Below are 24534 nucleotides of genomic sequence, written 5' to 3'. Positions count from 1 at the left end.
AACCGAAAGCAGAAAAGTGCATGACTCGATGCGTTATTTCTGATCTTCATTATGATAATTAGAGACTAATGACCACCAAATATGGCTTGCGCACTCGCGTCATCACACTCACTCTAGCACCGACACTGATCATCGGCCTGCTGTTAAGTGCTTTTTTTTCTTATAATCGTTATCACGATCTTGAGTCTCAGGTTATTAATGCCGGCTCAAATATTATCGAACCGCTGGCGATTGCCAGTGAAGAAGGGTTGGAGAAACATAGCCGGGAGTCGGTCAGACGAATTATCAGTTATGCCCACCGTAAGAATTCTCAGTTTGTCCGGAGTATCGCTGTTTTCGACAAGCACCATGAACTATTCGTCACGTCTAATTTCCACCCCAATTTCGAATCACTGACTTATCCGAAAAACAAACCCATTCCGATTTTGGGCAGCTCAGAAATGAAGGATAACAATACTTTAATTCTTCGCACCCCGATTCTGGCGGAAAGTCGGTTGATTGACGGCAGAGCAAATGCCGAGACCTTGCCGGTCCTTGGCTACATTGTCATTGAGCTTGACCTGTCATCGCTGAGGCTCCAACAGTATCAGGAAATTTTTTCCGCGATTTTAGTGTTGATTCTCGGCTTGGCACTTTCAGGGGCTTTTGCATTCCGTTTACTTCATGATGTAACCCGACCGATTACCCATATGAAAAATATGTTGGATCGGATCCGACGCGGGCATCTGGATGTGCGTATTGAGGGAGAAATGCATGGTGAACTGGATGAACTGAAAAAAGGCATCAATGCAATGGCGGTTTCTCTGTCGGAGTACCATGTCGAGATGCAACATAGCATTGATCAAGCGACCTCCGATCTAAGAGAGACACTCGAACAGCTTGAGATCCAAAACGTTGAACTGGATATCGCCAAAAAACGGGCTCAGGAAGCCGCCCGCGTAAAATCAGAGTTTTTGGCCAATATGTCTCACGAATTAAGAACACCATTGAATGGTGTAATTGGCTTCACCCGACAAATACTGAAAACGCAGCTCACCAATAGCCAGAAAGATTACCTGCAAACCATTGAACGTTCAGCGAATAACCTCTTGACGATTATTAATGACATATTGGACTTCTCTAAACTGGAAGCCGGCAAACTGGCTCTCGAAAATGTACCGTTTGAATTGCAAGAGAATCTCGAAGAAGTGGTCGATCTGCTGGCCACCAGCGCACATGAGAAAGGGCTGGAAATCAATCTCAAAGTTGATCCGAAAATTCCGGTCGGTCTGGTCGGGGATCCTCTCAGGATCCAGCAAGTTATCACCAACCTTGTCGGCAACTCCATTAAGTTTACCGAGCGAGGCAATATTGATATCAGTGTCGAACTTCGCTCGGTCCGGGATGATTTGGTTGAACTTCAGTTTATGGTCCGGGATACGGGAATTGGTATTTCCGAACGACAACAAGCCCAGTTATTCCAAGCATTTAGTCAGGCCGATGCCAGTATTTCACGTCGCTATGGCGGAACGGGACTTGGATTGGTGATCACCCAAAAACTGGTCAGTCAGATGGGGGGCGAGATCAGTCTGACCAGCCGTTTGCACCGCGGTTCGACATTTTGGTTCACCATTCGCCTCCATCCGACCGATATTATGATGGGTGAGTGGTACACCCAAAAACAATTGGCGGGGAAAGAAGTTCTGCTGATCGAATCCCATATGCAGTCTGCTTCTATTTTGCAGCAAACGCTGACGCAATCGGGCTTACGCGTCAACTATATGTCTGTATTACCGGACAACCCACCGCAATCCGACTACGTCATCCTCAACTTCTCCCCTGTCCAAAAACTGGTCTCTGAAGAAGCTGAAGCTCTGGTCAAAAAAGCAGTAGCCTGTTCAGAACATGTGTTGGTCGGAATTCCGAGTACCGAATTGGCACTGGCTGATCATCTGATGACGCACTATCCGATCAAGTGCCTCACAAAACCACTCGCACGTAAAAAACTGCTACAAATCATGCTGGATATTCATCCTGACCTGTCTTCTTTCCGCGAAGAAATTACGCATTCTGCTTCAATAGAGAAGATGCCGTTAACGGTCATGGCCGTCGATGACAACCCCGCGAATCTGAAGTTAATCACTGCACTTTTACAGGAAAGGGTTGATACAGTAATTAGCTGTACCAACGGAGAAGAAGCGGTTGAAATCGCGACTCGTCAGAAGTTTGATATTATCTTCATGGATATTCAGATGCCTAAAATGGATGGGGTCACCGCCTGTCAGGAAATCAAACAATTACCGCTCAATACCACCACCCCAGTGATTGCCGTGACGGCTCATGCCATGGTCGGCGAACGGGATCGTCTGCTCAGTGAAGGGATGGATGATTACCTGACGAAACCGATAGAAGAACATGTGCTGCAACAGGTTTTGGTTCACTGGAATCCTCAGCCACAACGGTCGCAACAAGATGCTTCAACAGTCGTGCGTCCACAATCGACTGATGTGGCACAACCAACGTCATCGCAACCCTTAGTGATCGACTGGAATATGGCCTTAAAACAGGCGGCGAATAAAGAAGATTTAGCCAAAGATATGCTAACGATGTTGGTTGACTCTATCCCTGAAATCCATCAGACCATTGAATTGTCGTTGAATGGCGAATCCGATCAGGAAACATTACTGCATCATATCCATAAGCTACATGGCAGCTGTTCCTATAGCGGTGTTCCCAGATTAAGAAAAATCTGCGCCACGCTGGAACAGTCATTGCGCTCAGGCTCGGCCATCAAAGACCTGGAGCCTGAACTATTTGAGTTGCAGGATGAGATGGCCAAAGTTGCTGAAGCAGCGCAACAATTAATGGCCTGAGTTTTCAAGAATCACAGAGGCAACAGCGTAGCGTCGCTCATCGGATATCGAAAGATGAATGGCGTTCACGCCAAATGACTGAGCAAATTCTTCGGCTTTACCACTCAACTGTAACCATGGTTTACCGTGTTCATCATTCAACACAGTAAAGTCTTGGAGTGATACGCCTTGTGCGATCCCGGTACCTAATGCTTTTGAAGCAGCTTCTTTGACCGCAAAACGTTTCGCCAAAAATCGCTCCGGTTTTTTACTCTGCACATAGATAGCAAGCTCACTTTCACTCAGAATGCGTTGTGCAAAGGCATCGCCATTTCTGGAAATCGCAGCCGCGATGCGCTCGATTTCGACAATATCTGTCCCAAAGCCGACGATTGCCATAAATTAACGCCGGGCCTCTATCATTAAGGACTTCATATCCGCCACAGCCTTAGCAAGCCCATCAAACACGGAACGACCAATGATCGAATGACCGATGTTCAGTTCGTGGATCTCCGGCATTGCCGCAATGGCAGCAACATTATGGTAAGTCAGCCCATGACCGGCATTGACGATCAGGCCAATATCACTGGCATAGCTGGCTGCCGCTGAAATTTTCTTCAACTCGTCTTGCTGAGCCACAGTGGTTTCAGCGTCCGCATAGTGGCCTGTATGTAGCTCAACATAAGGAGCGCCACATGCTTTGGCAGCATCAATCTGCTCTTTATCGGCATCAATGAAAAGTGATACTTTGATGCCGGCATCAGTTAATTTCTGAGTGGCAGTTTTGACTTTCTCAAGTTGTCCTAAAACATCCAGACCGCCTTCTGTGGTTAATTCCTCACGCTTCTCAGGAACGAGACAAACGTAGTCCGGACAAACCTCCAATGCGATAGCCACCATTTCATCCGTAACGGCCATTTCTAAATTCATCCGGGTTTGTAGCGTCTCTCTTAGAATCTTCACATCACGATCAAGAATATGACGACGATCTTCTCTCAAATGAATCGTTATTCCATCTGCACCTGCACGTTCGGCAACCTCAGCTGCATGAACTGGATCGGGGTATTTAGTCCCACGTGCATTCCGTAATGTTGCAATATGATCGATATTAACGCCTAAAAGAATTGCGCTCATGTTCCTTTACTCCGTGCTCTCGAAATACCAATTTGAGAAATGAAAAGTTCTCGACTTTTTAATGGTTTTGCCCCCAGATAAGGTTTAAGTGCTATCCGGGTAAACCGTTTGGCAGCCTGTAACTGTGCTTGTGTCGTGAAGCGTCGTTCACTAATTGCAATCAACTCTTCTCCTACAAATGTCAGATTATCTTTGCGAACGGAGGCAATAAATCCTTTTTGTTCCCGATATCGATAAGTCATTGTCGGGACAACCGGTTCTCCGCTGCCGGCACAATGCAAAAAATCGACACCATAACCTAAACAAGCCAGCAGAGAGAGTTCAAAACGCCGTAAAGCAGGCTCTGGATTCGATGACTGTGCCAGTTCGGTCAATACTTGCAGATAATCATAAAAAAGCCCCGGCAAGGGAACTTCTGAAGGGATAAGTCGTGCCAGTAATTCATTGACATACAACGCTGAATATAAATGAATGCCAGTCAAAGGTAAACCCAGGCTAATCGGCTCGGCCTGACGCAATGTGCGCATCGTCCCCTTCCCTGACCATTTCAGAAACAGTGGCACAAAGGGTTGCAACACACCTTTTAGCGGGGAGCGGATACGCCGCGCCCCTTTAGACAGTAAAGTCATTCGCCCGAATTCTTCACTGAAGATATCAATAATCAGACTACTCTCACTATACGAGCGTCGATGTAAAACAAAACAGCGCTGAAATTGGTTATCTGACATCATTCCTATCTCTCTGAGGTGGCAACCTCAAGGGCTGTTGGACTTATCTCCAATGACGCTCGGTCGCCCCGCGACAAGAGAAAGCGATATCACTATAGATCGTCAATATATCCCAGACTTCTCAGTGCTCTTTCATCGTCAGCCCAACCGGATTTCACTTTGACCCAAGTTTCCAGATAGACTTTTCGACCAAATAACGCTTCCATATCAAGCCTGGCTTCCCGACCTATCGTTTTAATTTTTTCGCCCCCTTTACCAATGATCATTTTCTTCTGGCCAATCCGCTCGACCAGAATCAAGCCATTGATATGAAAACCATCGGTTTCCGGGTTGTAATCAAACCGTTCAATATCGACCGTCACTGAATAAGGGAGCTCTTCACCAGTAAAACGCATGATCTTTTCCCGGAGGATCTCTGACGCCATAAAGCGTTGCGAGCGATCAGTCACATATTCACTCGGGAAATGGTGAACCGCTTTGGGAAGATGATTGCGGACATGCTGACGAATCGCATCAATGTTTTTACCATGTTTTGCAGAAATGGGAATCACATCAACAAAATCCATCTTGGTGGACAGTTCGTACATATGCAACATCACTTCATTACGGTCTTTGACGTTATCGACTTTATTGACACAAAGAATGACCGGGAAACCCGCTTTATTCAGCTTGGTAAACACCATTTCATCATCTTTGGTCCAGTGTGTGCCTTCGACCAGAAAAAGAACCAAATTAACATCACTGAGTGAGCTGCTTGCAGCACGGTTCATGAGACGGTTAATCGCTCGTTTTTCCTCAATATGTAGTCCCGGCGTATCCACATAGATTGCCTGATAATCCCCGTCAGTATCGACGCCCATAATGCGGTGGCGTGTCGTCTGAGGCTTACGCGATGTTATCGAAATTTTCTGTCCCAGTAGCTGGTTCAGTAAGGTAGATTTCCCGACATTCGGTCGTCCGACAATCGCCACAAAACCACAATGTTGGTTCTCCGGTTTACTTTCTTCCTGACTTTCTGATGCAAAGAAAGCATCAATATCAAATTCTTTATCAGCCATTGTTCAATTGCTCTAGTGCTAGCTCTGCAGCCGCTTGTTCTGCCTTGCGGCGGCTGGTGCCTTTTCCGATAACAGGCATTCCAATACCCGCGACTTCACATGACACAGTAAACTCTTGGTTGTGTGCCTCACCTTTAATATTAGTCACTGTATAAACAGGAAGCGGTTTTCTTCTGCCTTGCAGGTACTCTTGCAGCCGAGTTTTGGGATCTTTTTGCGACACCCCGGGCTGAATCGCGTCCAGACGCGTCTGATACCAGTCTAAAATGATCCGTCGGATCGACTCAATATCACTATCCAAATAAATCGCGCCAATTATCGCTTCAACGGCATCGGCAAGAATCGAATCGCGGCGGAAACCGCCACTTTTTAATTCCCCTGGACCTAATTTTAAGTAATCTCCCAGCTCAAACTCCCGAGCCAGCTCAGCCAGAGTATTCCCCCGGACAAGCGTCGCACGCATCCGGCTCATATCACCTTCGTTACTCTTCGGAAAACGGTGATAAAGCTCATCTGCAATGACAAAACTTAAAATTGAATCGCCCAGAAATTCAAGACGTTCGTTATGATGACCATTCGCACTCCGGTGTGTCAGTGCAAGTTCCAGTACAGCACCATCATTGAACTGATACCCTATTTTTTTCTCAAGTTGATATGTTGGAGAATTCATGATTTCTCAATATTGAAAGGCTGATCTTATTGACCAGCCTGGTTAAATAAATGCCCCCGATAATCGTAATTATCCGGTAAATATTAATGAATCTGACCAATCCGATTCAAGCGGACGCCGGTCGGAATCCATGATGGTAATACGCTATCAGGCGAGCGGTTAAACTCAAAACTAATCCATATAGCAACAGCCTTACCGACCAAATTGGCTTCAGGAACAAATCCCCAGTAACGGCTATCGGCACTGTTATCCCGATTGTCACCCATCATAAAATAGTGCCCTTCAGGAACAACCCATTCATTCACCCCCGGACGAGGTTTATAATTCATCGGATTATCCATCCGCCATGGATTAATCAGAATATGGTGCTTCACCTGACCAAGTTGCTCATCCAGTTGATCCATCGGTGCAACATTCGATTTCAGTTCACTACGAACACGATTTGTCTGCGGCACGATCTTACATTCTGTCGTGTCTTTCGGCTGAATACAAAGGCGCTTATCCGGGCTATAGCGGATAATATCCCCCGGTAATCCGACAACACGTTTAATATAATCAACGCTAGGATCCGGCGGATAACGGAATACGGCAATGTCACCACGCTCCGGTTGACCGGTTGCCAAAAACTGTGTATGCGTCACCGGATCTTTCAAGCCATACGCAAACTTCTCGACCAGTATAAAATCACCGATCAGTAAGGTCGGTTTCATTGATCCCGATGGGATCTGGAACGGCTCAAAAATAAATGACCGAACAATCAAAACCAACGCAATAACGGGAAAAATAGAAACACTATTTTCCACCCACCACGGCTGCGGTAAAATTTTACTCTGTAGGGCTGGATCGATCTCTTTGGTCTGAGCCAGAATGTCATCGAGTTTTTGTTGGCGCTTTTTCGCCCAAACCAACTTCTCAAGCACCCAGATAATCCCTGTCACAAGCGTCACAATAACTAGTATGAGTGAAAATATATTCGCCATGAACTTCCCTTTGTTAAAAATACGAAAGTGAAAGAACCGAGATTCTTTCACTTGAGTTGTGTATATCCAAATCACTCAACATGTTGAAACAACATGTTGAGTTCATGGGGATATCTGTTCAGCAGACCGAACGTCAATTAATCTTTACCGACATGAAGAATGGCTAAAAATGCTTCTTGAGGCAGCTCGACGTTACCAATCTGCTTCATCCGCTTTTTACCTTCTTTCTGCTTCTTCAACAATTTTTTCTTCCGGCTGACGTCACCACCGTAACATTTTGCCAGCACGTTTTTGCGTAATTGTTTCACCGTTGAACGTGCAATGACGTGGTTACCGATGGCAGCCTGAATCGCAATATCAAACATCTGGCGAGGAATGAATTCCTTCATTTTCTCAACCAACTGGCGTCCACGCGTCTGGGCCTGCTCTTTGTGGGTAATGATCGCCAAAGCATCAACCTTCTCACCGTTGAGCAACACATCAACACGTACCATGTCTGATGTTTCAAAACGTTGGAAAGCATAATCCAGAGAAGCATAACCACGTGAGGTTGATTTCAAACGGTCAAAAAAGTCCAGAACCACTTCAGCCATCGGAATATCGTAAGTCAAAGCGACCTGATTACCGTGGTAAATCATATCAACCTGCAAACCCCGTTTTTCGACGCAGAGTGTAATCACATTCCCCAGATAATCAGAAGGAACAAGAATATTACAACGGCTGATCGGTTCACGGATCTCATGGATATCATTCACCGCCGGCAACTTGGCCGGACTATCGATATGAACCACTTCACCATCGGTTTTCTCTACCTGATAAACAACCGTTGGCGCGGTGGTGATCAAATCAAGATCGTATTCCCGTTCTAAACGCTCCTGAATAATCTCCATGTGCAGCATCCCGAGGAAGCCACAACGGAAACCAAAACCAAGTGCTGCCGATGTCTCCGGCTCATAAAATAACGACGCATCATTGAGACTGAGTTTTCCGAGTGCATCACGGAAGTTTTCATATTCATCCGACGAAACCGGGAATAGCCCGGCATAGACCTGCGGTTTGACTTTCTTAAATCCGGGGAGCGGTTTCTCACACCCATGTTTTGCATGAGTTAACGTATCCCCGACCGGTGCACCGAGAATGTCTTTGATACCACAGACAACCCAGCCCACTTCACCAGTCCCTAACTTCTCGGTATCCACCTGCTTCGGTGTAAAGATCCCGATGCGATCAACGCCCCAGGTTTGCCCGGTACTCATGACTTTGATCTTATCGTTCTTTTTCAGGATCCCATTTTTAATCCGTACCAAAGAAACGACACCCAAATAATTGTCAAACCAAGAATCGATAATCAAGGCTTGCAAAGGTGCGTCTTCATCCCCTTCCGGTGGTGGAATATCTGAAACAATTCGTTCCAGAACATCATCGATACCAATCCCGGTCTTCGCAGAACACCGCACAGCATCAATCGCATCAATACCGACAATATCCTCGATTTCTTCCGCAACCCGTTCCGGTTCTGCCGCTGGTAAGTCGATCTTATTCAGGACAGGCACGACTTCCAAATCCATTTCAATCGCGGTATAGCAGTTGGCGAGTGTCTGGGCTTCAACGCCTTGTCCGGCATCAACGACCAACAACGCCCCTTCACACGAAGCGAGAGAACGGGATACCTCATAGGAGAAGTCAACGTGTCCGGGAGTATCGATAAAGTTAAGCTGGTAGGTTTGTCCATCCTTTGCGAGGTAGTCCAGAGTTACACTCTGAGCTTTAATGGTAATACCACGTTCACGCTCAAGATCCATGGAATCTAGAACCTGTTCTGCCATTTCACGGCCGGTTAAGCCGCCACATACCTGAATCAGGCGATCGGAAAGGGTGGATTTACCGTGGTCGATATGGGCGATAATCGAAAAGTTACGAATGTGCTTCATAGGTTTGGGATGATTAAACTCTTTTAATATTTAGAAGAAAAAGAACAAACCGTCTCAAAGATACAGGTTCTATTCCATTTAAGTTGGCAGATTCTACCCAATTTAAAAGGGATTCGCATCATAAATCACTTCGAGACATCATGTCTGACAATTGGCTCTCCTAAAACCCGGAGCAAAACAACTTCTTCCTGAGACAGCTTTTCCATTCGACGGGCCATAACTTTGGCAATCCATACACCACCAGCGGTGAATAAAAGCGTAGAGGCTATCACCCACGGCTCGCCGCCACCAACCAGAGGCGCAAGCCAAAGCTGTCCAATCCCACCACCTAAAATCATCATGAGCAAAGGAAGAAGATAAACAATGGCAGCTGACTGCAATAGGCTTTTTTCAGGAAATCCGATTTCAACAATCTGACCCGCTTTGACCTGCTGGGAGGTATGCAGTTGCCAAGTCAGCACTTTCTTACCGATGGCTTTAGAGACCATACCTGTCCCACAGCTGGAAGAAGAGGCACAGTGACTACAACTGGTCTGCTGCTGACAACTCAGTTCAACCTGATAATCACCAGAATTTTCGTGCACTCGAGCAACCGTTGCCAAAGCTGTCATCATGGCTGACTGTCCTTTGGCGTCACTGTCGAATGCTGTTCAAATGTAACGGATTGCGCAATTCGTTTTGCGGTGGACGGTGGAATATCACCAACCACTGAAATTTCAGTTTTTCCTTTCACGACGGTCTGTAGTGTCCGGCGGCCTTGACGGATCAACTGATTTTTTAACGACAGATTGTCACTCTCGGCAACATAAACCGAGAAACTAAACAAACCATCAGTATAGATTTGACTTTCAACTAAACGATCGGTGATTGCCATCCGATAACGGTTCAACTCTTTAGAAGAAAATCCATTAGGAACCCAACCAACATTCCAGAACGTTTTCTGCACAGGGTTTTCAGGCAATGAAAGTACATGTGGCAATTGCGCTTTATTCAAGCTCAGCATCAGCTCAGCCAATTTATCACTTAGGGAATATGAAATAGTCCGATACTGCTCCAACACTTCACCGTCACGATCAACCAGATCAGCGCGAAGTGGCAGATGGCTTCGCTCATCGATCCACAGAATATAGGAGTAACGCAGTCCATCTTTCGGCACCACACGAATAACCTGACATGCTGCTCCGGCTTCTCTTCCACGACCAATTTTGACAAAATCATAGTAATGACTCAGTTGAGTCATATCACCATGGAGTAACGGAATAACCGGGGCCACCATTTTGGTGGATTCGATGGTAAATGGTTCAATTCCCGGCTCGATATAGCTCACCTCATCACCACGACGGATAACCTCTCGGACAGGACCACTCAGATAGACCAAATGCGCCAAAGAATAACCATCTTCGACAGCATGACGGTACAACAGCGGCTCGATCCCATTCTTTTTAATCAGAATATAGGAAAGCTCATAATTTAATTTTTGGCTGGCACGGCTCATCTGATGCAACAAAGCCTCTGCAGAGGGTTCATCTGCAAAGGCTAATGACACATTCAAACTGAACAGCGCAGTTACAACACTGACCAGAAATTTTTTCATTCAACAACTAACTCTTGGTTTTCACCTGAATGATCAGATGATTCCCGTTTTTGTTCGCTATAAAGTTTTAACTGTAGCTCATAATCTTGCAACATCGCATTGACGCGACGACGTTGCTCCTGAGCGCTATTTTCTGTCGTATGTCTCATCATCGAATCACGAGTCAGACTAACAGGCTCAGCAGTTCCAGCCAGAGGAATTGTCTGTAACACGGGAAGCTGTCCGTTATCCGTGGTGCTCACACTATCAGTGCCATCACCGGACTGATATTGCTGGACGCCCACAATGACAACCAGTGAGACACAAGCTGCGACAGCGGCCTGTCCCAATTGACCTAACCATGCTGGTAACTGTCTTCTGGACTGTTTTGGCGATGGCTGAGATTCCAAAGGTGTAATTTTCAAAGTGTCAGGATTCTCAGTATTCAGTTGTTCATGAGCCAAATCTTTACGATGGATTGGTTCATCTTCCAACGCTAACGCAACCCGAGCAGCAATATCCCATTCCCCATGAGGCGTATCACCACGCATCACATCACCAATCATGTGATAGTTGCGCCATGTTTCTAAACCTTCATGATCGTGCGATAGATCGCTAATCAACGATTTATCGATCAACTCGCCATCCATAAGCGCCGAAAGTTTCTCTTTATCAGCCATTTTATTCACCATTATCTAGACAACTCCAGACATTACAAAAGCGAACCAATCCGCTTTTCTACCGCTTCTCGTGCTCGAAATATCCGTGATCTTACCGTTCCGACAGGGCAATTCATCACAACCGCAATTTCTTCATAGCTTAATCCTTCCAACTCTCTCAAAGTCATTGCAGTCTTCAAATCTTCAGGCAACGCATCAATCGCCGCAAATACAGCACGTTTCAATTCTTTCGACAGCGTAATGTTCTCTGGGTTCGAAATTTCTTTCAAAACATTACCACTTTCGTAATATTCAGCCTCTTCGGCATCCACATCATTTGCAGGAGGGCGTCTGCTTTGTGCAACAATATGGTTCTTTGCTGTATTCACAGCAATTCTGTAGAGCCACGTATAAAATGCACTTTCTCCCCGAAATGAAGGAATAGCCCGGTAGGCTTTAATAAAAGTATCCTGAGCGACATCAGCGACATCACCGCTGTTGTTTACATATCTGGCGATGAGGTTGCAAACTTTATTCTGGTACTTAACCACCAAAAGATTAAAGGCTTGCTTATCTCCACTCTGAACGCGCTCAATCAATACTTGATCAGTCAACTGCTCGTGCATTCGAGCGTATACTCCTATCGTTCATCCCTTACCTTCTCAGATATGGGTATTAATACTTCAAAATGTAGTATTGACACCACCGCTTACATGAGCAGTATAGTGAGACTCATGCACAGGGAAATAGTTCCCACCTGCGGTGAAATTTTTCTTCATATTAAAGATGAATTGGTCGCTTCACAAATCAGCGCTTCGTCACTTTCCTTAAATGAGGTAAAATTCACCGATGTCAACCGTGTTTATTCAAGCATTGCATGTAGTGAAAGAGAAAAACAAGCGAAATCGGGAATTCATTCATTTTTATCTGACTGATTATATCGCCGCTACGTTTCAATACTTAAGGTCCAATTGTCACTTCAGGGAACTTGTTCATGGCTGAAAACGACATGAACGGAAGAGAAATAGATCAGGAATTGTTGGGAAAAAATAAAACTATGCGTGTAAATCAAGAGCATCAGTGTGATGTGCTCGTTATCGGAAGCGGAGCTGCCGGACTTTCGCTCGCACTACGTGTTGCAAAAAAATGTCAGGTCATTGTTCTGAGTAAAGGGGCCTGGAGTGAAGGCGCGACCTATTATGCACAAGGTGGTATTGCTGCTGTATTCGATGAGTCCGACAGTATCGAATCACATGTTCAGGATACGCTGATTGCCGGTGGCGGCATCTGTGAAGAAGAGACGGTTCGCTTTATTGCTGAAAATGCTAAAAAGTGTGTTCAGTGGCTGATTGATGGCGGTGTGCCATTTGATCTGGACGAAGACAGTCACCAAGACCATCCGAAGTATCATTTGACCCGGGAAGGCGGACACAGCCACCGTAGAATCCTCCATGCTGCGGACGCTACAGGCATGGCGATGCAGACATCATTACAAGATAACGTCATCAATCATCCGAATATCAAAGTGCTGGAACGCCATAACGCACTTGATTTGATCACTGAAGACAAAATTGGTGGTGACCCGAAGAAAGTGATCGGAGCCTATGTCTGGAACCGCAACGATGAGCATGTCGAAACAATTAAAGCAAAATTTATCATTCTGGCGACCGGCGGTGCATCCAAAGTATACCAATATACATCCAATCCTGATGTTTCATCAGGTGACGGGATTGCCATGGCTTGGCGTGCAGGCTGCCGGGTTGCCAACCTAGAGTTCAACCAGTTTCATCCCACCTGTCTGTACCACCCGGATTCACGCAACTTTTTGCTGACCGAAGCCTTAAGAGGGGAAGGTGCTTTCTTACGTCGTCCCGATGGCTCTCGATTCATGCCGGATTTTGACGAGCGAGCGGAGCTTGCACCGCGGGATGTAGTCGCCAGAGCAATCGACTACGAAATGAAACGGATTGGTGCAGATTGTATGTATCTGGACATCAGCCATAAACCAGCGGACTTCATCGAAAAACATTTCCCGACGATATACACCCGCCTCCAGAGTCTGGGAATCGACATGACGAAAGAGCCGATCCCGATTGTTCCGGCAGCACACTATACCTGTGGTGGGGTGATGGTAAATCGACAAGGGGAAACCGATCTGAAGCAACTTTATGCCATTGGAGAAGTCAGCTACACCGGCTTACATGGTGCAAACAGAATGGCATCCAACTCCTTACTGGAATGTGTAGTTTATGCTCGTTCTGCAGCACAAGATATTCTCAGTAAACTCGAAGATGCTCAGCTTGCCAAGTCGCTTCCTCCTTGGGATGAAAGCCAAGTTACCTGCTCCGATGAAGAAGTTGTCATTCAACATAATTGGCATGAACTGCGGCTCTTTATGTGGGATTATATGGGCATCGTTCGAACCGATAAACGCTTAGAACGCGCCCTGAGAAGGATTCACCTGCTTCAGCAGGAAACACATGAATACTATAGTAATTTCAGGGTTTCCAATAATCTAATCGAGCTCAGAAACTTACTTCAGGTGGCCGAATTGATGATCTGTTGTGCGATGCAACGCAAAGAGAGCCGCGGGCTGCATTACACACTGGATTATCCTGAGCAATTGGAGAATAGCGGCCCAACCGTCCTTGATCCTAAAGACTTCTCTTGATCCCAAAGATGCCTCAAAGCACGTTGCAGTGCATTGCTCGTCAACGGAGGTGATAACGCCTCCGTTTTTCCATCACCAACAGCTGCCGATATGTCTGCTCCCGGCAGCTATCACGCCACAGTATCTGCCGCTTGCCATGTTCTCCGACGAAAATCACGAACCAAATTGCAAATGAGAGTTCTACACGTTCAATCCGCTGCAACTGATCGCCGGCAATTAGCATTCCCGTATCCGTATAGCGGCATGGTGCTGAGATCACAGGTAATAAGAGTCGTTGCTTATGCCAGAGGTTCAACAGCCAGCAGATACACATAATCGAGGGAATCAGGAGAAAATCGGTAGAAATTAATGCCCAGATGGAAAGTTGAACAATCAACCATTGAACCATATAGGCATTCAAAGAGACGGAGGCATAAAGATTAACGGACTTTACCAAGGTTATAAGCAACTATCTTATCAACCATTGAAGCATGACTGAGATTTTCACTCCGCTTGTGCCCCATCAGCCAGGAAAAGAGATCCGGATCATCACATTCCAGCAAAGAGGCAAAATCCTGCTGATCGGATTCACTCAATTGATCAAAACATTCCTCAAAGAATGACATAATCACCACATCTAGTTCCAACATACCACGTCGGCATGCCCATTTAATACGGGCTTTCTCTTCGTCGGTATACATTCTAAAACCTCATTGATTTAATTTTTATTAGTGTATCAAGGGAGTACTCTACCCGCTACTAACTGGGTCACAGTCCAATCTAAGCAACAAAACTTATCCGATTTAACATACCTTCCTGACGATTAGCAAAAGATTTATCCGAAAACGATTGTATGATTTGAACTCGCCCGTATTTGTCGTTCAATCTCTACCATGAAATAGTGTCGCGTGCCATCCTTGCCACATAGGGAAGTCTATCTCAACGGTGATTTGGGAATCAAAAGATTTACGTATAGAATGTCTCCATTCAATCGGCACAAGGTGATACAGATATGAACTGGGAAAACAACTTTCACCCTTTCGAACATACGCCAGAGACTCCATTACCAAATTTACTCCTCACTTATCTCACCTCATGGGGGTATATTTCCGCGACCGGAGCGGATCAGAAATCCTATCTGCAAGGTCAGATTACCTGTGACATCGTTTCGCTCGCGAAAAATCAATCAACGTTCGGTGCACATTGCGACCCGAAAGGAAAAGTCTGGTCGGTATTTCGAATTTTCCAACACCAAAATGGCTACGCCATGTTCCAACCCGCCAGTGCCATCGATGCCGAACTCAAGGCACTTAAAAAATATGCGGTATTTTCTAAGATCGAGCTTACACAGGGCGATGACATTCTCCTTGGTGTCATGGGAAAAGATGCTGAACATTATATCAATAGCCTTAGTGATACCCGTGGCGATGTCCGGGACATCGCGGGAGGAACAGCAGTAAAAATCTCTGCACAACGCTGGTTATTAATCACGGACAAACCGACAGCACAATCAGTGATAGCCGCCTTTCAGGGTGAAAAAGTCACTGAAAGCTTATGGACCCGTTTTGACATTGAAGAAGCCCTGCCAATTGTGACGGCAGATGAGCAGGAACAACACATTCCTCAAGCACTGAATGTTCAGGCTCTCGGTGGAATTAGCTTTAGCAAAGGCTGTTATACCGGACAGGAAATCGTGGCGCGAGCAAAGTATCGAGGTACGAACAAACGCGCTATGTACATACTCAAAGGAAACCTCGACACAACACTCAACAGTGAGCAACCACTTGAATTGGAACGTTCCGTCGGAGAAAACTGGCGCAGTGTCGGCCGCTTCCTTGCCATCTATCCATTCAGTGATCATTCAGCAATCGGTCTCATCATCCTGCCCAACAATTTGGAAGAAGATACCCGATTCAGAATCAAGGATGCGCCACAAACAGAGTGGACGATTCAACCTCTCCCTTATGGTCTGGATGATGAATCCTAATCTGGATACCCAAGTACTTGCATTCCTTCGCCAGCAGCAGGTGCCACACCGGCTGCTGTTACAATCACAAGCAGCCGTCACGATCGAAGCAACGGCTCGTTTGCGTGGTGTTCGCCCTGCTCAAATGGTCAAGTGTGTACTACTGAGAGATATGAGTGAGCGTTATGCATTGGCTTGTGTACCGGGACACCTGTCTGTTGCCCCCCAAAAAGTCAGATCTTATCTCGGCTGGCGAAGGATGACATGTGCCACCAGCGAGCAAGTTTTACAGGTGACCGGTTATCCTGTCGGCGCCGTCACACCATTATTGCTTAAAACCAACATGCCAATCCTATTTGATCCTGCAATCTCCCAAGAACCAGAAGTGACTATCAGCAGTGGTTCTCTTCATGCAGGTATCGCAATACAAACCCAAGATTTAATCCCTTTGGTTCAACCCACTATCCTTTCAGTTCATCGCGAATTCTCTGTCGACTAATCTAATAGATTGCAAAAAAATGTGATATTACTCAAACATAATCAAATCCATAAGTGAATTATTAATCAAAAATAAAACATAAATAGTCATTTGCTATTTTTTCACGTAGTCTGTTGGAGTTGGTTCAGTCACGTACGTTTAACATAATCGTGACTAAATCGACTAAAAAGTGAAACTGATTCAAGTCAGTACATCCACTTTTTGTGTAATGCATCTGTGACTATTTCGCCCGTATCCAAACAGATGCGGGCTTTTTTTCATCAAAGTCAGGGATTTTTTTTGACAGGCATCGGTCAAAAACTATATTCATGGATAAGCATCATGAAATTTAACAATGATTCAGCATTTTTGTTATAAAAGTGTCACAATGATCCGGCCTAATGGTCCACCGAGAACGAGGACAGCACATTGTCGCATAAGATGTGTGTAAGCTGTCTCAAAGTTAACAGAATCGATACAAATCATTCATTTTATTCTGTTAAATATGTAGATGACAGCACAAAAATTCAATTGACTCATCATGTTATGATTATTTCACTACAAATATCACAGCATGAAGAACGAAACAAAATAGAATCGTGAGGGTGAGTTGAGTTCTCACAAGGTTGATGTTGAAGTTTGCTGGTTTGAAGTTATCAGGCTAATCATCACCTCAGGTATTCAGAAAAGGACGATAATATGAGACTGTTTAAGCGCTATACACCGAGTATGATTGCTAAACATATTAGTCGGCTATTTAAAGGTAGAATCTACATTGACGGTATCGGTAAATTTGAGTTCGATCAGGGGAAACTGATGCTTCCGGAGCAAGCTGAACCTCGTCATTATAGAACGGTCAAAGAAATTAATCAGGAAATCATGCGCCTCAAATACATATGCGCATAAACAGAATAACTGGGCAACGAGAGCCGTTGCCCTTCGGTGATACTTTATTCGATAACCCCAGTTTTCGCGAGTTCCGGCAAGTGGCCCCGAATTCCCAAAGCCCGCAACATCATTTCGTTTTTGACATTCGGTACTTGATTCAACACCGACATGCCCATCCCTCGAACTAATTTTTTCACCGGAAAATCTCCGGAAAATAACGTCTTAAATCCCTGCATTGCCGCAATCATCTTGGCAGCTTCAGCTTTTCTCCAGCGTTCGTATTGGCGCAGATTCCGTTGGTATCCTATGTCTTTCCCTTGCTGCCATAACGTCTTGATTTCCTGAGCTAATGATGCGGCATCAAGTAACCCGAGGTTGACCCCCTGCCCTGCCAGTGGATGAATGGTGTGAGCAGCATCTCCAGCTAATGCAATGCGCTCACGGACAAAGTCTCGGGCATAACGCATTTTCAAAGGGAAGACGGCTCGCTCACTAACCAGCTTGCATAAACCAAGATGTCGATCAAATTCAGTACAGAGTGAGCGGTTGAATTGCTCTGCGGTCATATCTAGCAATGCTTCTGCCCGCTGGGGCTCCGTAGACCAGACAATCGAACACATATGCGGATCTGCCAGAGGTAAAAATGCCAACGGCCCCTGTGGTGTAAAAATCTGCCGTGCAATGTGCTGATGAGGTTCCTCCGTCATCACATTCGCAACCAAAGCTGCATGACCATAATCCCAATGCGTCAACGGAATATCCTGCTGACGACGAACCCAAGAGTTTGCGCCATCCGTTCCCACAACCAGCTTCGCCGTCAAAGAACTACCATTATCCAGAGTCAACCAGGCTTCACTTTCACCCACAACCAGACTCTGGCAATGAGCAGGCATAAAAAAGGTGACATTTTGCTGGGATTGCACTACATCCAAAGCAGCCAGCTGAACCACTCTGTTCTCAACGATATGTCCTAAATCTGGCTGAGTAAGCTGTTGACAGTCAAACTCAATCCGGGCAAAGCTGTCTTTTTCCCAAACATGCATTTCACCATAAGGGGATGCCCGACGTCGGATAATACCTTCCCAGATCCCAACATTCTTTAAGATATGCTCACTGGCCCGGCTCAAGGCTGAAACGCGAATATCCGGAACTTCATCTAATGTTGAGTCCGGTGTATGGCCTTCAATCACAGCAATTCTCAAATCTGTATTTTTCAGTGCTGCGGCCAATGTCAACCCAACCATACCACCACCGATAATGGCAATATCAAAACTTTGCATCATATAAAAACCTTCTAACGAGATACGTATCCCAGCGTCCGAGTCAACAAGGGTTGTTTGAGCACCGGGAGGTTATCAATGGCCATCAATCCTAAATTTCTTCCCACAACCGCCGGGAACCACGTATTGGAGAAAATGTGGACTAAGGTGGAAGTCATTGTCATCGTTTTTTGTCGATCAGGCATCCGGCGTCGCTGAAATTCAGACAGCGCAGCATAACAGCCGACATCGTCCGGATGGCGTCGCACTTCTTCCACCAATGTTGCAATATCCCGGATACCCAAATTAAATCCCTGCCCGGCAATCGGGTGGAGCGTTTGTGCTGCATTGCCGATAATGGCAAAACGATGGGAAACCGCACGCGTGCGATAAGTCAGTTTGAGAGGATAAGCCGTCCGCGTTCCGACACGAGTCATTTTCCCCAGTCGCCACCCAAATGCTTGCTGGAGTTGGGACAGAAATGTTTCATCGTCCCAGCGTATCATCTCTTCAAAAGCATCAGGCCTCACGCACCACACCATCGACATCCGTTGGTGCGACATAGGCAGCAGAGCCAACGGTCCGGAAGACGTAAAACGTTCAAAAGCCCGCCCCTGATGAGGTTGATTCAATTCAACATTAGCAATCACAGCAACCTGTTCAAAGTCATGCACTGCTGAGGAGAGCCCCAACTGGCGGCAACAGGTCGATGTATTGCCATCGGCAGCAATCAACAGCTTACCATGAAGGGACGTTTGATCTTCGAGTCGTACTCGCACTTCATCAGTCGTTCGCTCAACACTGTGAATGGTTGCCGGACAAAACAGAGTAATCGCGGCACATTCCTGTAATAAACGATGATAAACCTGACCGACATCGGCCAACTCAACCACATAACCCAGCGCCGACATCCCAAGATGACTGGCTTCGAGATCCGTCATCCCGACATGTCCCCGATCGGAAACATGAATATGGGAAATCGGTGTAGCATAAGGTTGGATGGCATCCCAGAGGCGGTAGGCTTGGAGTATTTGAATAGTTCCGTCAGAAAGTGCAATTGATCGCGCATCAAATCCGGGATGCGCCTGAGCCGAAAAATCACACGACTCAACCACAGCGATCCGAAGTTTTCCACCAAAACTGGCATCTAATGCCAGTGCCAGCGTCGCTCCGGCCATTGCACCACCAGAGATAATGACATCAAACATTTTCATTCGACTGCTTTCCGTTTGTATAGGTTCCCGTATGACTCTGCCACCAACCTTCAGCAATCAAGATCGCGTCAGCAAGGCGCTTACAGTGTGATACATTCACGCGTAATAACGATGGACTGAATCCCTGAATATGATTGTCGATATCAGCCCAACATCCGACAATCAAACCCATTTAATGGATGGTGGGCCGCTTATTCTCGGTTTTGATCTGAATCCCATATTCAGCATGGATCGCCAAAACACAAGCTTTGGCATGCTCGATCACCTGCTCAAGAAGCAGCGCCTGTTCCTCAAGATCATCCTCTTCGTCAATCCCGAGCCGGGCCATCTCTTCCAAATCAGTCAAGGCTTCTTTTGTATCACTCGATAGCTTATTGACATTCGGATGGACTAATCCCAGTCCGGAGATGAAGTGAGTGATCCATTCAGAAACACCATCTGCTAATTCAAACAGACCATGCTCCCCATCACCTGTTGGTAGAAACAGCCACAATTGAAAATGATTTTGTGTTATTTCTTTAGCCGTATGAGCCATCAGCTCGCCAGCCAAGCCTAATGCAGCCATCGGCCAGCCCATACCATCATTGGTATAATCGAATAATAGCGGCTGCCAACGCCCATCTTCCGGGCTTAAACCACCAGATAACATACCGGTTAAAAGCCCGTGTAGTTCGGCTGGCGTTACAGAGAGGGAAACAGACTTTAGCGTATCAGCAAAAGCCTCATACTTAGGAAACTGATTGTCACTCATAGGGCTGCCTAAATAAAAATAAAACTAATCCTACCACCTCCGTCCCATTGCTGAAATGTTCAAAACATCAAATCTGTTAAACTATCCGGAACAATAGCCTAGGTTTTGTCCGAATTGTCTAAGATCTGTGTTTTTAACCAATCATTGACCTTGATATCAAGGGAAAGACTTGAATCTTATCGACGCTTTTCCTATAGTTTCCGTCTTGATGATACCGTCAACGTATCATTCACAGTGGCATGTTGCGAGTTCATAAGTCATGAGTAATCAAGCGGTTGATGTTGAGATTTTAGGAAAGATAACACGAGTGAATTGTCCTCCGGGTCAAGAAGATTCACTAATTCAGGCAGCAAAAGAGCTTGATGACCGTTTGAAAGAAATGGCGGAAAGAACTAAGGTGACTAATGAGGTGAAGTTACTCACGATTGCTGCTTTAAATATTTGTTATGAGTTACAAAGCCAGATAAAAGAGAATCAACAAACAACGGAGCATCTCGCGACACGGATGGAACAACTCACCACATCGCTGGATCGAGTGATTTGTCAAGTCGAGCGAGAAAAGTCGTAACTCTGCGCCGCAAAATTTACCCTGAAGTGTTCGTCAGCGGATTACGTCCCTGAGCCGATAAGCAATACATAAGGGTTGGTACTTGCTGGCTATTGAGCAAGCTCGGCACGCACCGAGAAGCCTACGGTCAACATTACTGATCCGCCTTGAACCAGCTGGTTCAAGGGTCAAACATCTGCAACGGCACTTTGGGGTTCCCTATGTACCAAGACAAAATGACACGCGCTGATTTCAGAAAGCAGATTCGCGCAAGAAGAAAACAGCTCTCAGACGAGTTTCAGCAAGCAGCCAGTGAGCAGATAATTCGTCAGCTTTCCCACTTACCCGAGCTGGATACCAGTCAGCACATAGCCGTTTATTTATCAACTGATGGGGAGCTATCAACCCGCGAATTGATTGAATGGCTCTGGCAGCAAGGCAAATCAATTTATCTTCCCGTCATTCATCCTTTTTCAACGGGTCAACTGCTTTTCTTACGGTACACAACGGATACTGCCATGGTTCAGAATCGTTACGGTATTGCCGAACCTCGGCTGAATAAGCAACTGATTCTTCCGACGCGTCAGCTTGATCTTATTTTTACCCCACTGGTTGGCTTTGATGCATCAGGACATCGTCTCGGCATGGGAGGCGGCTATTATGATCGAACGCTGGCGCCTTGGTTTAAAAACCGCAGCGGAGCAAAACCTATCGGGCTCGCTCACTCGTGTCAGTTCGTCGAACAACTTCCGATTGAATCTTGGGATGTTCCACTGCCGAAGATCGTCACCCCCGACAAAATTTGGGAGTGGGAATAAACGCTCATATGACAGTACAAAACGATTGTGATGCAAGACATAGGAAAAGAAGGATTGACGCTGCAACTCCTGTGCAGATGAGTATATAATCCTCCGCGGAAATATCGATTACATATTCAGAGATCATTAACTTCAGATAGTATTTACGCGCAATCAGCAGGAGATCAATACATGACCCAGGACGAAATGAAAAAAGAGGCGGGATGGGCTGCGCTCAAATATGTCGTCAAAGGTGGCATCATCGGAGTCGGCACCGGCTCAACCGTCAATCACTTTATCGACGCTTTAGGGTCAGTCAAAAATGAGATTAAAGGTGCGGTCTCCAGCTCAAAAGCATCGACAGAAAAACTTGAAGCATTAGGTATTCAAGTATACGACTGTAATGATGTTGAAAAACTGGATGTCTATATTGATGGTGCCGATGAAATCAATCCGGCACGGGATATGATCAAAGGGGGAGGCGCAGCCCTCACGCGGGAAAAAATCGTTGCCGCAATCTCCGATACATTCGTGTGTATCGTTGACGGAACCAAGACGGTTGATGTGCTGGGTAAGTTTCCACTGCCTATCGAGGTGATTCCAATGGCCCGGGAACAGGTTTCCCGAGCGCTGAAAAAACTTGGGGGAGAGCCGGTTTACCGGGAAGGTGTGCTCACCGACAATGGCAATATCATCCTTGATGTACACAATATGCAGATTACTGACCCCAAAGCATTGGAATCAACCCTCAATAATATTCCCGGGGTCGTGACTAATGGTTTGTTTGCACACCGAGGGGCAGATATTGTGATTATCGGTACGCCAGAAGGCACCCAATTTATCGAGTAAATTATCAAAATAATTTGTACCAATATCAACAGATCATGAAAAACGGTACGTTGCGTGCCGTTTTTTTATTAGCTATAGAAAAATTATTCCTTATGACGGAAATTTCTTACCAATTGGGGATTTTTTTTGTTACTTTATGGCGAGAAGATGCACAAGGCAAACGTTTGCTTGTTAAAAAAATGCTAATTTCTCCGTTTTGACCACCGTGCACCTCATTTCTTCATCTCTCCATCGTTAAGGACAAAAATAATGGCCAAGGTTTCATTGGAAAAAAACAAAATTAAGATTTTACTTCTTGAAGGTGTTCATAACTCTGCGGTAGATGTGCTTCAGGAAGCTGGCTATACCAATATCGAATATCACAAAGGTTCATTATCCGAAACCGAACTATTAGAAGCCATTCAGGATGCTCATTTTGTCGGTATCCGCTCCCGTACCAACCTGACTGAGAATGTCATCGATGCAGCGAAGAAACTAGTTGGTATCGGCTGTTTTTGTATCGGCACCAACCAAGTTGATTTAAGTGCGGCGGCAAAACGCGGGATTCCAGTATTCAATGCCCCCTTCTCCAATACCCGCAGTGTTGCCGAACTGGTGATGGGCGAAATTTTGCTTCTGTTTCGGGGCATTCCAGAAAAAAATGCCTTAGCGCATCGCGGTATCTGGAAGAAAAGTGCCGACCAGAGCTTCGAGGCCCGCGGGAAAAATCTCGGGATCATCGGCTATGGTCATATCGGAACTCAGTTGGGGATTATTGCTGAAAACTTAGGGATGCGAGTTTATTACTACGATATAGAGAATAAACTGTCTCTGGGGAATTCCATTCAAGTTGCCTCTCTGGCTGAGCTGCTAGGCAAATGTGATGTCATCTCTCTGCATGTGCCTGAAACACCAGATACTAAAAATATGATTTCCAGTAAAGAATTTGCTCAAATGAAACCAAATTCGATCTTCATCAACGCGGCACGGGGAACAGTCGTCGATATTGATGCCCTATGCGGCGCATTGGAATCAGGACAAGTGACTGGTGCTGCAATTGACGTATTCCCTGTTGAGCCCAAAACCAACGCAGACCCGTTCGAATCACCACTACTTCAGTTTGACAACGTCATCCTGACACCACATGTCGGTGGTTCAACGCAAGAAGCGCAAGAAAATATCGGCATCGAAGTGGCTGGTAAGATTGTGAAATACTCTGATAATGGTTCGACTGTATCCAGCGTCAACCTGCCAGAAGTATCGTTGCCAGAACTCAGAGAATGTTCTCGCCTGCTGCACATTCACCAAAACCGTCCGGGTATCCTGAATCAAATCAACACGATTTTCGCTGAGGATGGTATCAATATTGCCGCACAGTATCTGCAAACATCTGCTGATGTCGGTTATGTTGTGATTGACGTTGAAACAGCCCGCTCAGAAGAAGCGCTGCGTAAACTGAAGAAAATCGAAGGGACTATCCGCGCTCGGATTCTGCATTAATCGGTGCCTGAACACTCCCAATACCGAAGCCCTTTCTACTGAAAGGGCTTTTTCTTTGCCCCGAACGAAAGTCGTTCATGTCACTCTGCCGC

26 protein-coding genes and 1 other RNA gene are annotated in these 24534 nt (G+C 45.9%); 11 read left to right on the top strand and 16 right to left on the bottom strand.

Annotation, left to right across the window (positions count from 1 at the left end):
• The first annotated feature begins 68 nt into the window (after window positions 1–68).
• A complete protein-coding gene (barA, locus tag AC55NX_RS03575) occupies window positions 69–2852 on the top strand; it encodes a two-component sensor histidine kinase BarA (protein WP_496994491.1) in 2784 nt (927 codons plus the stop codon).
• Here the strand turns inward: barA and acpS are convergent.
• The 11 genes from acpS to rpoE form a co-directional block, all read right to left on the bottom strand.
• Complete coding sequence (gene acpS / locus AC55NX_RS03570; RefSeq protein WP_059119875.1) at window positions 2841–3230, bottom strand: holo-ACP synthase; 390 nt, start codon at window positions 3228–3230, stop codon at window positions 2841–2843. The genes barA and acpS overlap by 12 nt on opposite strands.
• Window positions 3231–3233: 3 nt before the next feature.
• On the bottom strand, window positions 3234–3965 hold the full coding sequence (gene pdxJ / locus AC55NX_RS03565; RefSeq protein ID WP_059119874.1) for a pyridoxine 5'-phosphate synthase: 732 nt from the start codon (window positions 3963–3965) through the stop codon (window positions 3234–3236).
• Window positions 3962–4693 carry a DNA repair protein RecO gene (gene recO, locus AC55NX_RS03560; protein ID WP_496994644.1) on the bottom strand — a complete coding sequence of 244 codons (732 nt, stop codon included), beginning with the start codon at window positions 4691–4693 and terminating at the stop codon, window positions 3962–3964. The genes pdxJ and recO overlap by 4 nt, the downstream gene beginning before the upstream one ends.
• 92 nt (window positions 4694–4785) lie before the next feature.
• Window positions 4786–5751, bottom strand: a complete 966-nt coding sequence (gene era, locus AC55NX_RS03555; RefSeq protein ID WP_059119872.1) for a GTPase Era — start codon at window positions 5749–5751, stop codon at window positions 4786–4788.
• Window positions 5744–6421 carry a ribonuclease III gene (gene rnc, locus AC55NX_RS03550; protein ID WP_059119871.1) on the bottom strand — a complete coding sequence of 226 codons (678 nt, stop codon included), beginning with the start codon at window positions 6419–6421 and terminating at the stop codon, window positions 5744–5746. Before rnc ends, era begins: the two co-directional genes overlap by 8 nt.
• A gap of 83 nt (window positions 6422–6504) precedes the next feature.
• A complete protein-coding gene (gene lepB, locus AC55NX_RS03545; protein WP_496994490.1) occupies window positions 6505–7401 on the bottom strand; it encodes a signal peptidase I in 897 nt (298 codons plus the stop codon).
• Window positions 7402–7538: 137 nt separating this feature from the next.
• Window positions 7539–9332 carry a translation elongation factor 4 gene (lepA, locus tag AC55NX_RS03540; RefSeq protein WP_496994489.1) on the bottom strand — a complete coding sequence of 598 codons (1794 nt, stop codon included), beginning with the start codon at window positions 9330–9332 and terminating at the stop codon, window positions 7539–7541.
• Window positions 9333–9457: 125 nt separating this feature from the next.
• Complete coding sequence (locus AC55NX_RS03535; protein ID WP_496994488.1) at window positions 9458–9946, bottom strand: SoxR reducing system RseC family protein; 489 nt, start codon at window positions 9944–9946, stop codon at window positions 9458–9460.
• A complete protein-coding gene (gene rseB, locus AC55NX_RS03530) occupies window positions 9943–10926 on the bottom strand; it encodes a sigma-E factor regulatory protein RseB (RefSeq protein WP_496994487.1) in 984 nt (327 codons plus the stop codon). The genes AC55NX_RS03535 and rseB overlap by 4 nt, the downstream gene beginning before the upstream one ends.
• The gene (locus tag AC55NX_RS03525) at window positions 10923–11585 is read right to left on the bottom strand and encodes an RseA family anti-sigma factor (RefSeq protein WP_496994486.1); all 663 of its coding nucleotides are present in this window, start codon (window positions 11583–11585) and stop codon (window positions 10923–10925) included. The genes rseB and AC55NX_RS03525 overlap by 4 nt, the downstream gene beginning before the upstream one ends.
• A gap of 32 nt (window positions 11586–11617) precedes the next feature.
• Window positions 11618–12190 carry an RNA polymerase sigma factor RpoE gene (gene rpoE / locus AC55NX_RS03520; RefSeq protein WP_496994485.1) on the bottom strand — a complete coding sequence of 191 codons (573 nt, stop codon included), beginning with the start codon at window positions 12188–12190 and terminating at the stop codon, window positions 11618–11620.
• A 431-nt stretch (window positions 12191–12621) separates the two neighbouring features.
• On the opposite strand from rpoE, the gene nadB reads away from it, so the two are divergent.
• Window positions 12622–14235, top strand: a complete 1614-nt coding sequence (nadB, locus tag AC55NX_RS03515; protein ID WP_496994643.1) for an L-aspartate oxidase — start codon at window positions 12622–12624, stop codon at window positions 14233–14235.
• Between the two features lie 40 nt (window positions 14236–14275).
• On the opposite strand, the gene AC55NX_RS03510 is transcribed toward nadB, so the two are convergent.
• Together AC55NX_RS03510 and AC55NX_RS03505 are read right to left on the bottom strand one after the other, a co-directional pair.
• A complete protein-coding gene (locus AC55NX_RS03510) occupies window positions 14276–14623 on the bottom strand; it encodes a hypothetical protein (RefSeq protein WP_496994484.1) in 348 nt (115 codons plus the stop codon).
• A 31-nt stretch (window positions 14624–14654) separates the two neighbouring features.
• Window positions 14655–14915 carry an FAD assembly factor SdhE gene (locus AC55NX_RS03505; RefSeq protein ID WP_496994483.1) on the bottom strand — a complete coding sequence of 87 codons (261 nt, stop codon included), beginning with the start codon at window positions 14913–14915 and terminating at the stop codon, window positions 14655–14657.
• A 311-nt stretch (window positions 14916–15226) separates the two neighbouring features.
• Between AC55NX_RS03505 and ygfZ the strand changes: the two genes are divergently transcribed.
• The 3 genes from ygfZ (at window position 15227) to AC55NX_RS03490 (ending at window position 17564) form a co-directional block, all read left to right on the top strand.
• Window positions 15227–16201, top strand: a complete 975-nt coding sequence (ygfZ, locus tag AC55NX_RS03500; protein ID WP_496994482.1) for a tRNA-modifying protein YgfZ — start codon at window positions 15227–15229, stop codon at window positions 16199–16201.
• Entirely contained in the window at window positions 16188–16679 is a 492-nt protein-coding gene (locus AC55NX_RS03495) for an aminoacyl-tRNA deacylase (RefSeq protein ID WP_496994481.1), read from the top strand. Before ygfZ ends, AC55NX_RS03495 begins: the two co-directional genes overlap by 14 nt.
• Window positions 16680–17357: 678 nt before the next feature.
• Window positions 17358–17564: a DUF1107 domain-containing protein gene (locus tag AC55NX_RS03490; protein ID WP_496994480.1), complete on the top strand. Its 207-nt coding sequence runs from the start codon at window positions 17358–17360 to the stop codon at window positions 17562–17564.
• 44 nt (window positions 17565–17608) lie between these two features.
• On the opposite strand, the gene AC55NX_RS03485 is transcribed toward AC55NX_RS03490, so the two are convergent.
• The 3 genes from AC55NX_RS03485 to AC55NX_RS03475 form a co-directional block, all read right to left on the bottom strand.
• Window positions 17609–18829: an FAD-dependent 2-octaprenylphenol hydroxylase gene (locus tag AC55NX_RS03485; protein ID WP_496994479.1), complete on the bottom strand. Its 1221-nt coding sequence runs from the start codon at window positions 18827–18829 to the stop codon at window positions 17609–17611.
• A gap of 11 nt (window positions 18830–18840) precedes the next feature.
• On the bottom strand, window positions 18841–20052 hold the full coding sequence (ubiH, locus tag AC55NX_RS03480; protein WP_496994642.1) for a 2-octaprenyl-6-methoxyphenyl hydroxylase: 1212 nt from the start codon (window positions 20050–20052) through the stop codon (window positions 18841–18843).
• Between the two features lie 139 nt (window positions 20053–20191).
• Entirely contained in the window at window positions 20192–20770 is a 579-nt protein-coding gene (locus tag AC55NX_RS03475; protein ID WP_496994478.1) for a YecA/YgfB family protein, read from the bottom strand.
• Window positions 20771–21029: 259 nt separating this feature from the next.
• Here AC55NX_RS03475 and AC55NX_RS03470 point away from each other — a divergent pair, with 259 nt between their 5' ends.
• From AC55NX_RS03470 to serA, 6 genes are all read left to right on the top strand, one after another.
• Window positions 21030–21338 carry a cell division protein ZapA gene (locus tag AC55NX_RS03470; RefSeq protein WP_496994477.1) on the top strand — a complete coding sequence of 103 codons (309 nt, stop codon included), beginning with the start codon at window positions 21030–21032 and terminating at the stop codon, window positions 21336–21338.
• Window positions 21339–21353: 15 nt separating this feature from the next.
• Window positions 21354–21537, top strand: a non-coding RNA gene (gene ssrS, locus AC55NX_RS03465) — 6S RNA.
• A gap of 1 nt (window position 21538) precedes the next feature.
• A complete protein-coding gene (locus AC55NX_RS03460) occupies window positions 21539–22135 on the top strand; it encodes a 5-formyltetrahydrofolate cyclo-ligase (protein ID WP_496994476.1) in 597 nt (198 codons plus the stop codon).
• Window positions 22136–22306: 171 nt separating this feature from the next.
• A complete protein-coding gene (gene rpiA / locus AC55NX_RS03455) occupies window positions 22307–22963 on the top strand; it encodes a ribose-5-phosphate isomerase RpiA (protein WP_059119857.1) in 657 nt (218 codons plus the stop codon).
• Between the two features lie 35 nt (window positions 22964–22998).
• Entirely contained in the window at window positions 22999–23163 is a 165-nt protein-coding gene (locus AC55NX_RS03450) for a hypothetical protein (RefSeq protein WP_157371826.1), read from the top strand.
• Window positions 23164–23212: 49 nt separating this feature from the next.
• Window positions 23213–24442: a phosphoglycerate dehydrogenase gene (gene serA, locus AC55NX_RS03445; RefSeq protein ID WP_496994475.1), complete on the top strand. Its 1230-nt coding sequence runs from the start codon at window positions 23213–23215 to the stop codon at window positions 24440–24442.
• Window positions 24443–24534: the final 92 nt, after the last annotated feature.

It is taken from the genome of Vibrio rubrogenes (assembly GCF_059641415.1).
Note: the sequence above shows the minus strand (reverse complement) of the source record. Positions and strands in the feature narration are given on the sequence as shown.

Bases quoted from the DNA above. Each gene is read 5' to 3' on its own strand.
- barA (WP_496994491.1), top strand. From the start codon at position 69: ATGACCACCAAATATGGCTTGCGCACTCGCGTCATCACACTCACTCTA.
- acpS (WP_059119875.1), bottom strand. From the start codon at position 3,230: ATGGCAATCGTCGGCTTTGGGACAGATATTGTCGAAATCGAGCGCATC.
- pdxJ (WP_059119874.1), bottom strand. From the start codon at position 3,965: ATGAGCGCAATTCTTTTAGGCGTTAATATCGATCATATTGCAACATTA.
- recO (WP_496994644.1), bottom strand. From the start codon at position 4,693: ATGTCAGATAACCAATTTCAGCGCTGTTTTGTTTTACATCGACGCTCG.
- era (WP_059119872.1), bottom strand. From the start codon at position 5,751: ATGGCTGATAAAGAATTTGATATTGATGCTTTCTTTGCATCAGAAAGT.
- rnc (WP_059119871.1), bottom strand. From the start codon at position 6,421: ATGAATTCTCCAACATATCAACTTGAGAAAAAAATAGGGTATCAGTTC.
- lepB (WP_496994490.1), bottom strand. From the start codon at position 7,401: ATGGCGAATATATTTTCACTCATACTAGTTATTGTGACGCTTGTGACA.
- lepA (WP_496994489.1), bottom strand. From the start codon at position 9,332: ATGAAGCACATTCGTAACTTTTCGATTATCGCCCATATCGACCACGGT.
- AC55NX_RS03535 (WP_496994488.1), bottom strand. From the start codon at position 9,946: ATGATGACAGCTTTGGCAACGGTTGCTCGAGTGCACGAAAATTCTGGT.
- rseB (WP_496994487.1), bottom strand. From the start codon at position 10,926: ATGAAAAAATTTCTGGTCAGTGTTGTAACTGCGCTGTTCAGTTTGAAT.
- AC55NX_RS03525 (WP_496994486.1), bottom strand. From the start codon at position 11,585: ATGGCTGATAAAGAGAAACTTTCGGCGCTTATGGATGGCGAGTTGATC.
- rpoE (WP_496994485.1), bottom strand. From the start codon at position 12,190: ATGCACGAGCAGTTGACTGATCAAGTATTGATTGAGCGCGTTCAGAGT.
- nadB (WP_496994643.1), top strand. From the start codon at position 12,622: ATGCGTGTAAATCAAGAGCATCAGTGTGATGTGCTCGTTATCGGAAGC.
- AC55NX_RS03510 (WP_496994484.1), bottom strand. From the start codon at position 14,623: ATGGTTCAATGGTTGATTGTTCAACTTTCCATCTGGGCATTAATTTCT.
- AC55NX_RS03505 (WP_496994483.1), bottom strand. From the start codon at position 14,915: ATGTATACCGACGAAGAGAAAGCCCGTATTAAATGGGCATGCCGACGT.
- ygfZ (WP_496994482.1), top strand. From the start codon at position 15,227: ATGAACTGGGAAAACAACTTTCACCCTTTCGAACATACGCCAGAGACT.
- AC55NX_RS03495 (WP_496994481.1), top strand. From the start codon at position 16,188: ATGATGAATCCTAATCTGGATACCCAAGTACTTGCATTCCTTCGCCAG.
- AC55NX_RS03490 (WP_496994480.1), top strand. From the start codon at position 17,358: ATGAGACTGTTTAAGCGCTATACACCGAGTATGATTGCTAAACATATT.
- AC55NX_RS03485 (WP_496994479.1), bottom strand. From the start codon at position 18,829: ATGATGCAAAGTTTTGATATTGCCATTATCGGTGGTGGTATGGTTGGG.
- AC55NX_RS03475 (WP_496994478.1), bottom strand. From the start codon at position 20,770: ATGAGTGACAATCAGTTTCCTAAGTATGAGGCTTTTGCTGATACGCTA.
- AC55NX_RS03470 (WP_496994477.1), top strand. From the start codon at position 21,030: ATGAGTAATCAAGCGGTTGATGTTGAGATTTTAGGAAAGATAACACGA.
- AC55NX_RS03460 (WP_496994476.1), top strand. From the start codon at position 21,539: ATGTACCAAGACAAAATGACACGCGCTGATTTCAGAAAGCAGATTCGC.
- rpiA (WP_059119857.1), top strand. From the start codon at position 22,307: ATGACCCAGGACGAAATGAAAAAAGAGGCGGGATGGGCTGCGCTCAAA.
- AC55NX_RS03450 (WP_157371826.1), top strand. From the start codon at position 22,999: ATGAAAAACGGTACGTTGCGTGCCGTTTTTTTATTAGCTATAGAAAAA.
- serA (WP_496994475.1), top strand. From the start codon at position 23,213: ATGGCCAAGGTTTCATTGGAAAAAAACAAAATTAAGATTTTACTTCTT.